Origin of the sequence: Kribbella sp. NPDC049174 (assembly GCF_043197365.1) — a bacterium.
Classification (GTDB): Bacteria; Actinomycetota; Actinomycetes; order Propionibacteriales; family Kribbellaceae; genus Kribbella.
This window is the reverse complement of record NZ_JBICSZ010000003.1, coordinates 797,173-810,112: the sequence shown is the minus strand read 5'-3', so window position 1 is coordinate 810,112 and position 12,940 is coordinate 797,173. Positions and strand designations below refer to the sequence as shown.

The window sequence follows — 12,940 nt, the reverse complement described above, 5'->3', positions numbered from 1 at the left end:
CTAGGCCAAGTGGATCACGATCAGCCCACGTAAACGTCCGAGGGAGCGGCTGCCGGCGGCCAACAGCGGGCCGTCACGCTCCGCTCTCTCGGCATGCACTCACATCCACGGGCCTTCATCTTGTCTGCCATGTCAAAGGGGTGAAGGGCGCGCCGACCTGCGAGCTCAGGACACCGGCAGTGCAAGGATGCCGTCATGGACCCCGCCGCCGTCTCCCCCTGGCGCCGACTGACGCGGGCGGTCGTCTACGCGGTGGTCTTCGCCGTCCCGCTGGCGATGCTCGCGTTTCTCGTCCGCACCAAGTACGACCCGCTGGTGACCCTCGACGAGGACATCATCTTCGCCGCAACCGACTACACGCGCGTCCACCCACGGTTCCGGTCGTTCGTCGAGACGTGGGAGGCGATCAGCCAGCCCTGGGTGATGTACCTGGTCCTGGGCCTGCCGGTGAGCCTCTACGTCTGGTTCGGCAAGCACCTGCGGACGCGGGCCTGGTGGGCGCTGGCGACGATGGCTGCCGGCTGGGCCATCGCGGGCGTGCTCAAGCTTCTCGTCCGCCGTGCCCGTCCCGAGATCGACGACCCGATCGCCCAGCATGCCGGCTTCTCCTTCCCCTCCGGTCACGCCACCAACAACGCCATCGTCGTGACCGTGGTCGTCCTGCTGATCTGGCCCCTCGTGGGTACCGGCATCCGGAGGCTGCTGATCGGCCTCGGTGCGGTGTGGGTGATCGTGACGTGTGCCGACAGGCTCTTTGCGGGCGCCCACTTCCTGTCCGACGTCACGGCCGGTGTGCTGCTCGGGTGCGGCCTGACGGCCGCGTCGTACGCGGGCTATGTGGGCTGGAGGCCGCCAACCCCCACCGACAGCACGACGAAAGGTGCAGACTGATGGCGTTCCTCACCCGCTGGCAGGACGACACGTCCCGACCCACCGCCAAGGAGGCGGGCCGTGACCTGGTGGTCCGCGCACTCGCCCCTCTCGTGGTGTGGTGGCTGGTCGTGGTCGGGATGGGCTGGCTCCTCACCGACGGCCCGCTGAACGAGCTGGGCGTCTCCGAGGGCAGCGTCAGCAAGAGCTTGGAGTCGTCACGCATGGCGTTCGGTGACGCGGTCACGCTCTTCTTCTCGTGGACGGGCGCGACGGTCAGCATCATCGGCGTGTGCCTGGTCGTGGTCGTCCTGGTCTGGCGGCGGACCAAGCAGTGGTGGTTCGCGGTCGTGCCGCTCATCGCGATCAGCCTGCAGGGGTTGGTCTTCTTCTTCACCCAGCTCCTCATCCCCCGTGAGCGCCCCGACGTCGAGAAGCTGGACAACTCGGCGCCGACCTCCAGCTTCCCGAGCGGGCACACCGGTGCCGCGACCGCGCTGTACTTCACGCTCGGGCTGATGGCCCTGCGGATCACGAACCCGGTGCTCCGCAGCGTAGTGGTCGGCGTGTGCCTGGCGATCCCGTTCCTCGTCGCGACGGCGCGGCTCTACCGGGGCATGCACCTCGTCAGCGACGTGGTGGTGGCCATCGTCAACGGCTTGGTCGCGGCCCTGCTCGCCTGGTGCTGGCTGCGTCGCGGCAAGGCGGAGGATCAAACGCGCGCGTAGCGGGCACGCGCGAAGGAGTACACGCCGTACGCCGCCAGGCCGAGCGCGACGCCGAGCAGGATGAACGTGCCGGCGGGCAGGTCCAGCATCGATCGGAGCGCCCCGTCCAGGCCGGTGACCTTGCCCGCCCGCTGCTGGATCGCGGCCGTGATGAAGAGGATGCCCACGGCCGCGAGCGCGATGCCCTTGCCGATGTAGCCGACCTTGGCGGCGATGACCACCCACCGACCCGGGTGCTCCTGCAGGTCCCCGAGGAACCGTTCCCGCCAGCCCTTGTCCACGTGGTAGGCGGCGATGCCGATGATGGCGGCGCCGACCAGACCGACGAGCACCCGGCCACCCGGTGCCTCCATCAGGGTTACCGTGAATTCCTTGGTCTGCTGGTTGCTCGACGTACGACCGCCCGAGGCGAACGTGAAGGACATCCAGGCGAGCGCGCTGTACAGCACGAGCTTGCCGCCGGCCTTCGCCTTGTCGGACGCCTCGCGCCGGGTGACGAGCTCGGTGAGCTGCCAGAGGGCGAGCAGGGTGAACCCAGCCGCGATCACCCAGAGCAGGCCCTGTCCCAACGGCTCCTCGGCGAGTGTCGCCAGCGCCCCCGACTGGCTCGCCTCCTCTCCGCCGCCGCCGCGAGCGATCTGTACGGTCAGGTATGCGAGCAGCAGGTGCAGGACGCCGCTGGCGCCGTAGCCGAGGCGAGCCCCCCACTCGACCACGGGACTGTCACCGGCCCTGGCTGCGGCCTTCTTCGCCGAGTCGCTTCCCCCGCCGGGCCGATTACCGCTGCTGTTCATGATGTTCTCCCTCGCCTACGTGTACCCAGCCACCGCCGCTGGTAAGCCACGCAGGCGCCGTGCAACAGTACGCGGGTGGAGGCTAAGGGTCCTGAGGTCGTCGTCGTCGTCAACCCGACGAAGGTCGACCTCGCCGACGTGCGCGAGGTTCTCCAGGAGGCGGCTGCCGCGGCGGGCCTCGAGGCGCCGACGCTGGTCGAGACGACCGAGGACGATCCCGGCTTCGGCCAGACGCGCGAGGCCGTTCGCGGCGGCGCCGGTCTGGTGTGCGCCCTCGGGGGCGACGGGACCGTCCGGGCGGTGGCGCAGGAGCTCGTCGGCACCGGCGTCGCGCTGGGTCTCCTTCCAGGCGGTACCGGGAACCTGTTGGCCCGCAACCTCGGCCTCCCGATCGACTCCCTGGCCGCCGCGGCCGCCGCGGCCTTCTCCGGCCAGGACCGCACGATCGACGTCGGATGGTTGGTCGTCGAGCCAGACGAGAGCCAGCGCGCTGGTGACCTGCGCACTGGCGCGGACAACGTCCACTGCTTCACCGTCATGGCTGGGGTCGGTTTCGACGCCCAGATCATGAATGACGCGCCCGAGGGCGTGAAGGACAAGGCCGGCTGGGCGGCGTACGTCGCCAGCGGCGGCACGCACCTGACCGACGACCCGTTCGCGCTCGACCTGGTGGTGGATGGGCGCACCGCGGCCACCGGCCAGGCCCGCACGGTCGTGGTCGGCAACTGCGGCGAGCTCACCGGCGGCATGGTGCTGCTGCCCGATGCCGAGGTCGATGATGCCCGGCTGGACGTGGCGACGGTCAGCCCCGAGAGCCTGACCGAGTGGATCGGGGTGGCCACGCGGGTGCTGGCCGACCGGGGCGACGGACCGTCGCTCCAGCGTGATCGGGGCCGTGACCTCACGGTGCGAGTCGACCCGCCACAGCTGTGCGAGGTCGACGGTGACGTGCTCACCGAGGCAGGCCGGCTGCGCTTCGTGGTGCAGCCGGCCTGCCTGGTGGTACGCGTCGGACGAGACAGCGCCTGACGGCACGACGAACTACCGACGGGGAAAGGGACAGTCGTCGCCCGCGAGGATGGAGAGACTGCGCCTCGGAAACGAGACTGTTCTCGTCAGAGAACGAGACAGCGGCCCGCCGGAACCGTCCCCTGCGGCAGTTTCGGCGGGCCGCTGACTAAGAGTGTGCATGCGATCACGGAAAATGGCAACCCGTTAGGTGATGAAACACCTACTTCAAGTGACCGTTTCAGGCCTGTGGACGGTGAACGTCCGGGTGGACCCGGTTCCGGTAGGCTTTGGTCGCAAGAGCCTGGATGCGTTGCCGGATGAATGTCCGGTGAACGTCTCCGGGCTTCACCGTTTCCAGCGTCGGGCTGTCGTGGAGTCGTGAGGCGGTCGGCCGGCGCGTGAAGAGGAGGGCTGAGATGCCCGCAATCGTGCTCGTCGGCGCCCAGTGGGGCGATGAGGGCAAAGGCAAGGCGACCGATCTGCTCGGCAACACGGGCGAGGTCATCGACTATGTGGTGAAGTTCAACGGCGGCAACAACGCCGGTCACACGGTCGTGATCGGGACCGAGAAGTACGCACTGCACCTGCTGCCGAGCGGGATCCTCACCCCGGGTGTCACCCCGGTGATCGGCAACGGGGTCGTGGTCGACCTCAGTGTGCTGTTCGAGGAGCTCGACGCACTGCAGGCCCGTGGCGTCGACACGTCCCGGCTCGTGGTCAGCGCGAGCGCTCATCTGATTCCGCCGTACAACCGGACCCTGGACAAGGTGACCGAGCGGTTCCTCGGCAGTCGCCGGATCGGGACCACGGGTCGCGGGATCGGGCCGACGTACGCGGACAAGATGAACCGGATCGGTATCCGGGTCCAGGACCTGTACGACGAGAAGATCCTCGAGCAGAAGGTGACCGGCGCGCTGGAGCAGAAGAACCAGCTGCTGGTGAAGGTCTACAACCGCCGCGCGGTCGAGATCGCCGAGGTGATGGACGAGCTGCTCGGGTACGCCGAACGCCTCCGGCCGATGGTGGCCGACACGAGCCTGCTGCTGAACAAGGCGCTCGACGAAGGCAAGACCGTGCTGATGGAGGCCGGCCAGGCGACCCTGCTGGACGTCGACCACGGCACCTACCCCTTCGTCACCTCCTCCAACGCGATCTCCGCGGGCGCCTGCACGGGCTCCGGCATCCCGCCGACCCGCATCGACCGCGTGATGGCGGTCGTCAAGGCCTACACGACTCGCGTCGGCGAGGGCCCGTTCCCGACCGAGCTGCTGGACGCGGACGGTGAGTGGCTGCGCCAGCAGGGCGCGGAGTTCGGTACGACGACCGGCCGGCCGCGCCGGTGTGGCTGGTACGACGCGGTCATCGCCCGGTACGCCGCCCGTGTCAACGGCGTCTCCGACTTCGTCCTCACCAAGCTGGACACCCTGACCGGTCGCGAGACGATCCCGGTCTGCGTCGCGTACGACGTCGGCGGCGTCCGGCACGACGAGATGCCGATGACCCAGACCGACTTCCACCACGCCACCCCGGTCTACGAGGAGTTCGACGGCTGGTCCGACGACATCACCGGCTGCCGCAGCTTCGAAGACCTCCCGAAGGAAGCCCAAACCTACGTCCGCGCCGTCGAGTCCCTCAGCGGCGCCCGCATCTCCGCCATCGGCGTAGGCCCCGAACGCTCCCAAATCGTCCAGCTCTGACAGCACCCAAGCCGACCACCTGGGTAGCTTCACCCGGGTGGTTTGCTTTGGTCATACCGCGGTCATACCATGACGGTATGGCGGTGAAGAAGAAGACCCTGTCCTTCGACGAGGACCTCTGGGCAGCCGTCGAACGGCGAGCTCGCGAGGCGGAGACGACACCCTCGGCCTACGTGAACGAGTTGGTGGCCAAGAGCGAGCGGCTGTACCGAGGTTTGCAGGCAGTGTCGGACTGGGAGTCCGAGCACGGCGCACTGACCGCGGACCAGCTCGATTGGGCGGACCGAGCACTGGCGGACGCTCAGCGTGAAGCGGCTGACGACGAGGTGGCGGACTCGGGTGGGAGTTCGAACGCGTGACGCAGTTGGTCTATGACGCCGGTGCGCTGATCGCCGCCGAGCGAGACGACCCCCGGCTGTGGGCGATTCACCTACGAGCGCTGATGCGCGGCATTGAGCCGAGCGTTCCCGCTGCGGCGCTGGCCCAGGTCTGGCGAGGTCACAAGCAGCGCGGCCTTCGGCGGCTCATCGACGGGTGCGACGTCGTACCACTCACTCAGGACCTTGCGACCAGGGTCGGTGAGTTGCTGGCCGTCGCCGATCGCGCCGACGTCGTTGATGCGCAGGTCGTGGCGTGCTGCTTCGAGTCGGCGGCAACCTGTGTGACCTCGGATCGCGGGGACATCGCGCATCTGGCAGAGGCGGCGCGTACTGGTGCGTGGCGCGGCAACACCCGGTGGAAGGTGCCGATCATCTCGCTCTGACCAGGCTCGCCTTCAGCGGCCGATGAAGGGGAGGTCTCGGATGAAGGGGGCTTCTCGGAGGTCGTCGAGGGTGGGGCGGTTGTTGAGGTCGGGGGTTTGGATCGGGGTGCGGGCCCAGGTGGAGCCGTCGCCCTGGGTGGCGCTGTAGAAGGCGGCGGCGCCTAGGGCCAGGAGTGCGGCGGCGACTGTTGCCGACAGCCAGTGGGGGCGGAACGCGTTGCGGGCGGCGATGTGGGCTCCGCGGCGGAGCGACGTACCGCCGGGGCCCCACCAGGCGAAGAAGAGGGCGGTGAGTGCCGCACTGCCGAAGCCGACGGCTGAGAGTGGCTGCCATTCGAGGCCCTGGGCGGTGGCGAGTACTCCGGTGACGATGCCTCCGACGACGACTCCGGTCAGGAGCGGCAGGATCAGGCACGGCAGGGTGATCAGAGCCGCCATGACGAGCTGCAGTGGTGTGGAGGCTGCGGCGACCACACCGTCGGAGCGACCGGATCGGCCGCGCATCTGACGACGTCGCATCAGTGCGGTGCTGGAGCGGTCGACAGTACGCGCGATCACGAACAGCACGACTGCCACGAGTGAGCCAAGACCCGGGTAGAGCGCGACGAGACCGGTCAGCGCCACCATGAGGCCCACGACCACAGCAGTGCGCTTGCCGGTGGCGGGAGCCCGCTGCGGCTTCCCGTCGTACGGATTCGCCTGGTACGGCGAGCCGTCCCTGCGCTCCTGTTGCTGCGGCGGCTGGGCCTGCTGATACGGCGCGGGCGGCTGAGCCTGGTACGGCGCCGGAGTCGGGCTCTGGTACGGCGCAGGCAGTTGACTCTGGTACGGCGAAGTCGGCTGACCGTAGCCGGGAGAGGCCTGGTACGGCAGCGGCATCGCAGCAGGTGCAGCCGCGTTCGGCGCCGGGCTGTAGGTCGCAGGGTGACTGCCGGCGGCATAACCGGCCGGGCCAAGTGCCCCACCAGCGCCCACCGCGGCCCCGGCGCCACCAAGCGCAGCGCCAGCACCAGCCGCGCCAGCACCTGCCGCACCAGCGCCAGCACCAGCGGCGGCCGCAGCCTTGCGAGCCGCCGCAGCGTCGCGGATCTTGTCCCGGATCGGTGCGAAGGCAGCCAGCGGCGGGATGACCGAGGGAACGAGCTGCGCCACCTCTGCCGGCGATGGCTCCCCCGAGCCTGAGCCTGAATCTGAGCCGTTCTCCTCCGGCATGACCCGGGTCATCTGAGCCGTTGGCGGGTTGAGCTGAATGGTCGGCGGAGCGACCAGCACCGTGGGCTTCTCACGCGGTGGCAACGCGTCCCGACCCTCGGCGTACCGGTTGAGCCCGGTCATGATCTCGTCCTGGGTCGGGCGGTCGCGCCGGTCCGGAGCGAGCGCCGCGGCGAGCAGTGACTTCAGCCGCGGGTCCAGCCCGTCGAGGTCGGCCTGACCGGTGTGCACCCGGTGCAGCACGGCCTCGAACGGTCCCTTGCCGAACGGGCGCCGGCCAGTCGCCGCGAACGTCACAGTGGCCGCCCAGCCCCACCAGTCGGCCGACTCCGACACCGTCTCGCCCTCGATGAGCTCGGGTGCCAGGTAGCCCGGCGTACCGATGACCAGACCGGTCTGGGTGAGTCGCAGGTCGTCAGCGGCCTGGGCGATGCCGAAGTCGATCATCACCGGCCTGCCGTTGCACATCATCACGTTGCCCGGCTTGAGGTCGCGGTGGATCACCCCGGCCTGGTGGATCGCCTGCAGCGACTCTGCCAGGCACCCGGCCACAGGCAACCACTTCCGCGGTGTCAGCGGTCCCCGCTCGTCCACCTGCTCGTCCAGCGGTCGGCCTGGCACGAACCGCGTCACCAAGTACGGCTGGTCGCCTTCCAGGTCGTGGTCGAGGATGCCGGCCACACCGGGGTGGCTCACTTTCTGCAGTGTGGTCGCTTCGCGCTGCAACCGGGCGCGTGCGATCGGGTCGTGCGCGACGTGCGGCCGCAGCACCTTGAGCGCGACCTCCTGGTGCTCGGATCCTTCGGCCAGGTAGACGACACCCATGCCGCCCTGACCGAGCCGCCGGATCAACCGGTACGGCCCGACCCGCTCCTCCACCTCCTCCACCGGTGAGGAAGGAGGACCCCCTGTCACTGACATGCCATCTACGGTACGTCGGCAGCAGACCAATCGGCCGTGATGACGTCTGAGGTAATCGTCTGGATTCACCCAGTGCCGGAGGCTGGGGGCACCCGAACAGAGGAGCCCCAGCCATGAAGCATTACGCGATCGCCAACCTGCGCAACGTCCGCCTCGGCGCGGGCATCACGGAGTACCTCGAACGCATCGACGCGACGCTGGCGCCGTACGACGGTCACTTCATCGTGCACGGCGGGCAGCCGGAGTACATCGAGGGCACCTGGGACGGCGCGCTGATCGTGATCGAGTTCCCCGACTACGACCACGCCCGCGGCTGGTACGACTCACCGGCGTACCGCGAGATCCTGCACCTGCGGACCGACAACTCCGACGGCGTCGCGATGCTCGTCGAAGGTGTCGACCGCACCCACAAGGCCACCGACGTACTGGGCTGATTCGGGTGGCCAGATCCTTGCGAACGGCGTCCGGTCGGTCACTGGTGGTCCAGCGCACAGGCCGGTTGGGTTGAAGCCATGCGAATCGAGATGCTGGTGTTCGACGGGCTGGACGAGATGGATCTGATGGGTCCGTTCGAGGTGTGGAGTCACGCGGCCAAGCGGACGGAGCTGGAGCTGGCGTTGGTCGGGCTGGACGGGCCGCTCGAGGTGACCGGGCTGAACGGCCTGCAGTTCAAGGCGCCGGAAGGACTCGGCACGCCGGACGCGCTGTTCGTACCGGGTGGCGGCTGGCTGAACCGGGCCGAGAAGGGTTCCTGGGGTGAGGCGCGGCGCGGTGTGATGACGGCACGGATCGCCGAGCTCGCGCCGCAGCTCCGCTTCATCAGCTCCGTCTGCACCGGGTCGATGTTGCTGGCCGAAGCCGGTCTGGTGAAGGGGCGGGCGGTGACCACGAACCGCAACGCCTGGGCCGAGCTGGAGGAGTTCGGTGCGGACGTGAAGAAGAACCGGGTCGTCGACGACGGCGATCTGGTCACCGCCGGCGGCATCACCGCCGGTATCGACCTGGCCCTGCACATCGTCGAGCGCGAGTACTCCGCCGAGGTCGCCGACGGCATCGCCGCCACGATCGAGTACACCCGCGACCGCGACCTCTACGCCAGCCGGAAGGTTGCTGCAGGCAACTGAGTCAGCGGCGCCGGAGGAGAACGCCGCGGCTGCCGCGTTTGCGCAGAAGCGCGCTGGCGAGCTCTTCGAGCCGTGGCGCGACGAGCTCGATCTCCTCCTCGACCGACCACGCGGGCGGCCAGACCTGCCGGGCCAGCTCACCGGCTTCCATCGCGACGAACAGGTGGTCGGTCGGGAACCGATCGAGCAGGCTGAGGTCCTGGCCGTAGTACAGGACCTCGATCAGCAGGTACGCCGACCCGGTCAGCCGGGCCGTGGTGGCCAGATCCTCGAAGCTGTGCGGATGGATGCGTACGTCGCCCGCGACGTTCGAGCGCAGTCGCTCGAGGAGGAGTTCGTTCGGCTCGGTCGCGTCGACGGAGTACCCGTCAGCCAGCAGTCGTCGGGTCAACGCACCTTCGTGCGCTCCCACCTCGATCACCCGGCCCGCGATCGGATCCAGGTGCCGCCGTACCCACTCGACCGTCGAGTCCACGCGTTCCTGCTCGTACGGCGACGCCGCGACCTCGACCGGATCGAGAACAACGGGCGCGCCGACCGGCAGGGTTTGCCGGACCGGGCCCCCGACCGCCGCCGCGATGTCGAGGGCCCAACGGCCGTGGATGGTCCGGGTGTCCGACGGGTGGTGGGTCCAGACCGTGAACGGAATGGCGCCGGCTTCGCGGACGATCGCGGCGGCCGCGGTCGCCGGAGAGAACGGCTTGTCGCTCTCGCCGGAACTGGCGTGCAGTGCCGCGATCGCCGCGAGACGCCCTTCCAGCGGAACACCGGCGGGCAGCTTCAGGTAGGCGCCGCGCTCGGCGGCAAGCAGGTGGACCTCACGGCCGTGAGACGGGTCCAGGACGGACAGGAAATCGGTGACGGCATCTTCGGGGCGGATTACGGCGAGGACGTCGATCATCGCTTCCAGTTTACGCAGAGTCCTTACCGAAAGTTGTCGGCCGCGTGTCGATCAGTTGACGAGTTGCGGATAGGTGGCGGTGAGGTCCTGGGACACGCCGGCCTTGGCGCCGCGGGCGGTGTCGTCGGCGAGCACCTCGTGCGCTCCGGCCTCGATGCCGTCGAGGGCCTGCTTGGCGATGTCCTCCGGGCGGGACTTGGGTGCGGTGACCGCGGTCACCATGTCGGTGTCGACGTACCCCATGTGCAGGCCGGTGACGCCGATGCCGCGACCGAGCAGCTCGAGCCGGATGGCGTTGGACTGCAGCCAGAACGCGGCTTTCGTCGCCGCGTAGGCGCCGTGCAGGGCGACCCAGGACAGCGCCGAGTGCGCGTTCAGGATGTGGCCGCCGCCGTTGCGCTCGATCACCGGGACCAGCGCCTGGGTCAGGTTGAGCGGACCGAAGAAGTTGGCCTCGAAGACAGCGCGGACGTCCTCGATCGGGGTGTCCAGGTAGGTGTCCGGCGAGCTCGCGCCGGCGTTGTTGATGAGGATGGTGACGTCCGGCACGGCCGCGACCAGCGCGTCGATCGAGGCCTGGTCGGCGATCTCGAGCGGCAGCGGTACGACGCGGGGATCGCTGCTCGGCTTGGGGTCGCGGGCGGTGGCGTAGACCTTCGCGACTCCCCGGTCCAGCAGGTCCTCGACGATCGCCTTGCCGATCCCGCGCTGCCCGCCGGTGACGAGGACGACGGCGCCTTCGAGTGTGGTCATCTGAACTCCTGTGCTAGAAACCGATCTGTTTCCACAGCGTAAACCGATCGGTTTCCTTATGCAAATCCAACCGGTACGCTCGTTGCATGACCACCTCGGCGACACCCCGCGAGCGGCTCCTGGACGCCGCGGGTGAACTCTTCTACCGCGACGGCGTCAACATCGGTGTGGACGCGCTCTGCAAAGCGGCCGGGGTGTCGAAGAAGTCGATGTACCAGCTGTTCCGCTCCAAGGACGAGTTGATCGCGGAGAGCCTGGCCAGCCGCGGCCCGTCGTACCAGACACTGCTGTACCCGGGCACGGACGACGACCGGCCGGCCCGGGACCGGATCCTCGCGGTGTTCGAGCGGCAGGACCGGATGGTTGCGGAGGGCAATTACCTCGGCTGTCCCTATGTGAGTACGGCGGTCGAGCTGAAGAACCCGGAGCACCCGGGCTCGGTGGTCGCCCGGCACTTCAAGCAGCAGCTGACCGACTTCTTCCATCGGGAGCTGGTCAAGGCGGGTGCGGAGGATCCGGGCACGCTCGCGATCCAGCTGACGATGATCTTCGACGGCGCCAGCGCCCGCGCCGTCGTCCGCGCTCAGACCTTGGGCGGTATCGGCGTCACCACCGCGGCCGCGCTGCTGGACGCGGCGGGTGTCCGCTCCGGCGAGTTGGCGACCCACGCGCGCTGAAGCCGCCCGGGTCGCCGGAGCTGGCGCGCTCGCTACAGAGGGTAGTGCCGGGCGGCCATGGCTGCGGGTCCGACGGTCAGGAACTGGCGTCGTTCATGGGACAGGACCTGACTTTGTTCCGCAGGAAATGGGACAAACTCACGGGTTGTTCCATTGTGAATTTCGTACCTGCTGGATATTGACGTGCTCACCGTCCGTCGTCAAACTTTCGCAAAGACCCTGCGCTAGTGCCTTGGGCACTCGGGGGATCGCAGTGTCCTACCGCCCCGAAGAACAGGACATCCGCCCATGCGAAAGAACCCCTTGGTCTTGGCTGCCGCGTGTGCCGCGCTGGTTGCCGGGGCCCTCAGCAGCCCAGCAGTCGCCGCCCCGAAGGCAGCGGTGATGGTTCCGCAAGCGCCGGCCGTGTTCACTCATCCCGGTGTGGGGGTGAGCCGGGCGCAGCTGGACTTCGTCCGGGCCAAGGTGCAGGCCGGTGCGCAACCGTGGACGAACGCCTTCAACCAGGCGAAGAACAGCAAGTACGGGTCGCTGACCCGGACGCCGACGCCGCGTGCGGTGGTCGAATGCGGCTCGTACTCGAACCCGAACTACGGCTGCACCGACGAGCGTGAGGATGCGATCGCGGCGTACACCGACGCGCTGCTGTGGTACATCACCCGCGACGATCGCTATGCACAGAAGGCGATCCAGCTGATGGACGCCTGGTCGGCGACCATCCGCGACCACACCAACAGCAACGCGCCGCTGCAGACCGCGTGGTCGGCCTCGTCGTGGCCGAAGGCGGCCGAGATCATCAAGCATGCGTACGGAAACTGGCCGAACGCCGGCCGGTTCGCCACCATGCTGCGCAACGTCTACCTGCCCGAGATCATCAACGGCTCGAACTCCAACGGGAACTGGGAGTTGAGCATGACCGAGGCGATCCAGGGCATCGGCGTGTTCCTCGACGACAAGACCGTGTACGACAAGGCGATCTCGCTCTACCGGGTCCGGGTCCCGGCCTTCGTCTACCTCGAGTCGGACGGCCCGCTGCCGAAGACGAAGCCGAGCCAGAACCTCAACACCCGCGAGAAGATCATCGCGTACTGGCAGGGCCAGGACACCTTCGTCAACGGGCTGACGCAGGAGACCTGCCGCGACTTCACCCACACCGGGTACGGCATCTCGTCGATCTCGCACGTGCTGGAGACATCGCGGATCCAGGGCATCGACCTCTACCCGGAGTTCGGTGAGCGGCTGCGGCACGCGCTCGGCTTCCAGTCCCGCTGGGAACGCAACCTCGAGCCGGTCCCGTCCTGGCTGTGCGACGGCTCGATCCATCGCGGGCTCGGCCCGATCACCGAAGTCGGCTACAACGCCCTGCACACACGGCTCGGGATCGCGATGACGAACACCCAGGCCCTGACGGAGTTCCGCCGACCGGCCGGCTCCAACAACCTCTTCGTGGCTTGGGAGACCCTGACTCACGCCGAGAACCCGTCCTGAC

Annotated in this window: 14 protein-coding genes; 10 read left to right on the top strand and 4 right to left on the bottom strand. The window is 68.6% G+C overall.

All coding sequences use genetic code 11. The annotated features are described in order from the left end of the window. Positions 1–195: 195 nt before the first annotated feature. Positions 196–891: a phosphatase PAP2 family protein gene (locus ACGFIF_RS21245; RefSeq protein WP_393156585.1), complete on the top strand. Its 696-nt coding sequence runs from the start codon at positions 196–198 to the stop codon at positions 889–891. Continuing rightward, positions 891–1,598, top strand: a complete 708-nt coding sequence (locus ACGFIF_RS21240; RefSeq protein WP_393156583.1) for a phosphatase PAP2 family protein — start codon at positions 891–893, stop codon at positions 1,596–1,598. Before ACGFIF_RS21245 ends, ACGFIF_RS21240 begins: the two co-directional genes overlap by 1 nt. Here the strand turns inward: ACGFIF_RS21240 and ACGFIF_RS21235 are convergent. Next, on the bottom strand, positions 1,583–2,392 hold the full coding sequence (locus ACGFIF_RS21235) for a DUF1206 domain-containing protein (protein WP_393156581.1): 810 nt from the start codon (positions 2,390–2,392) through the stop codon (positions 1,583–1,585). The genes ACGFIF_RS21240 and ACGFIF_RS21235 overlap by 16 nt on opposite strands. Positions 2,393–2,467: 75 nt before the next feature. Between ACGFIF_RS21235 and ACGFIF_RS21230 the strand changes: the two genes are divergently transcribed. The 4 genes from ACGFIF_RS21230 to ACGFIF_RS21215 all read left to right on the top strand — a co-directional run bounded on the left by ACGFIF_RS21230 (position 2,468) and on the right by ACGFIF_RS21215 (position 5,863). Beyond that, positions 2,468–3,421 carry a diacylglycerol/lipid kinase family protein gene (locus tag ACGFIF_RS21230; RefSeq protein WP_393156579.1) on the top strand — a complete coding sequence of 318 codons (954 nt, stop codon included), beginning with the start codon at positions 2,468–2,470 and terminating at the stop codon, positions 3,419–3,421. Positions 3,422–3,819: 398 nt separating this feature from the next. Next, positions 3,820–5,100, top strand: a complete 1,281-nt coding sequence (locus ACGFIF_RS21225; protein WP_393156577.1) for an adenylosuccinate synthase — start codon at positions 3,820–3,822, stop codon at positions 5,098–5,100. A 77-nt stretch (positions 5,101–5,177) separates the two neighbouring features. After that, positions 5,178–5,459 (top strand): hypothetical protein, encoded by a 282-nt coding sequence (locus tag ACGFIF_RS21220; protein WP_393156576.1) that lies wholly within the window; start codon positions 5,178–5,180, stop codon positions 5,457–5,459. After that, positions 5,456–5,863, top strand: a complete 408-nt coding sequence (locus ACGFIF_RS21215; RefSeq protein ID WP_393156574.1) for a PIN domain-containing protein — start codon at positions 5,456–5,458, stop codon at positions 5,861–5,863. The genes ACGFIF_RS21220 and ACGFIF_RS21215 overlap by 4 nt, the downstream gene beginning before the upstream one ends. 12 nt (positions 5,864–5,875) lie before the next feature. On the opposite strand, the gene ACGFIF_RS21210 is transcribed toward ACGFIF_RS21215, so the two are convergent. Next, positions 5,876–7,996, bottom strand: coding sequence for a serine/threonine-protein kinase (locus tag ACGFIF_RS21210; protein WP_393156573.1), 2,121 nt, complete (start codon positions 7,994–7,996; stop codon positions 5,876–5,878). Between the two features lie 113 nt (positions 7,997–8,109). Here ACGFIF_RS21210 and ACGFIF_RS21205 point away from each other — a divergent pair, with 113 nt between their 5' ends. Together ACGFIF_RS21205 and ACGFIF_RS21200 are read left to right on the top strand one after the other, a co-directional pair. Further along, positions 8,110–8,430 (top strand): DUF1330 domain-containing protein, encoded by a 321-nt coding sequence (locus ACGFIF_RS21205; protein ID WP_393156572.1) that lies wholly within the window; start codon positions 8,110–8,112, stop codon positions 8,428–8,430. Between the two features lie 78 nt (positions 8,431–8,508). Continuing rightward, entirely contained in the window at positions 8,509–9,120 is a 612-nt protein-coding gene (locus tag ACGFIF_RS21200) for a DJ-1/PfpI family protein (protein WP_393156570.1), read from the top strand. A gap of 1 nt (position 9,121) precedes the next feature. On the opposite strand, the gene ACGFIF_RS21195 is transcribed toward ACGFIF_RS21200, so the two are convergent. Both ACGFIF_RS21195 and ACGFIF_RS21190 read right to left on the bottom strand, forming a co-directional pair. Continuing rightward, on the bottom strand, positions 9,122–10,021 hold the full coding sequence (locus ACGFIF_RS21195) for an SAM-dependent methyltransferase (protein WP_393156569.1): 900 nt from the start codon (positions 10,019–10,021) through the stop codon (positions 9,122–9,124). A 51-nt stretch (positions 10,022–10,072) separates the two neighbouring features. Further along, the gene (locus ACGFIF_RS21190; protein WP_393156567.1) at positions 10,073–10,774 is read right to left on the bottom strand and encodes an SDR family oxidoreductase; all 702 of its coding nucleotides are present in this window, start codon (positions 10,772–10,774) and stop codon (positions 10,073–10,075) included. A gap of 86 nt (positions 10,775–10,860) precedes the next feature. Here ACGFIF_RS21190 and ACGFIF_RS21185 point away from each other — a divergent pair, with 86 nt between their 5' ends. Both ACGFIF_RS21185 and ACGFIF_RS21180 read left to right on the top strand, forming a co-directional pair. After that, a complete protein-coding gene (locus tag ACGFIF_RS21185) occupies positions 10,861–11,451 on the top strand; it encodes a TetR/AcrR family transcriptional regulator (RefSeq protein ID WP_393156566.1) in 591 nt (196 codons plus the stop codon). A 288-nt stretch (positions 11,452–11,739) separates the two neighbouring features. Beyond that, positions 11,740–12,939, top strand: coding sequence for an alginate lyase family protein (locus ACGFIF_RS21180; protein ID WP_393156565.1), 1,200 nt, complete (start codon positions 11,740–11,742; stop codon positions 12,937–12,939). Position 12,940: the final 1 nt, after the last annotated feature.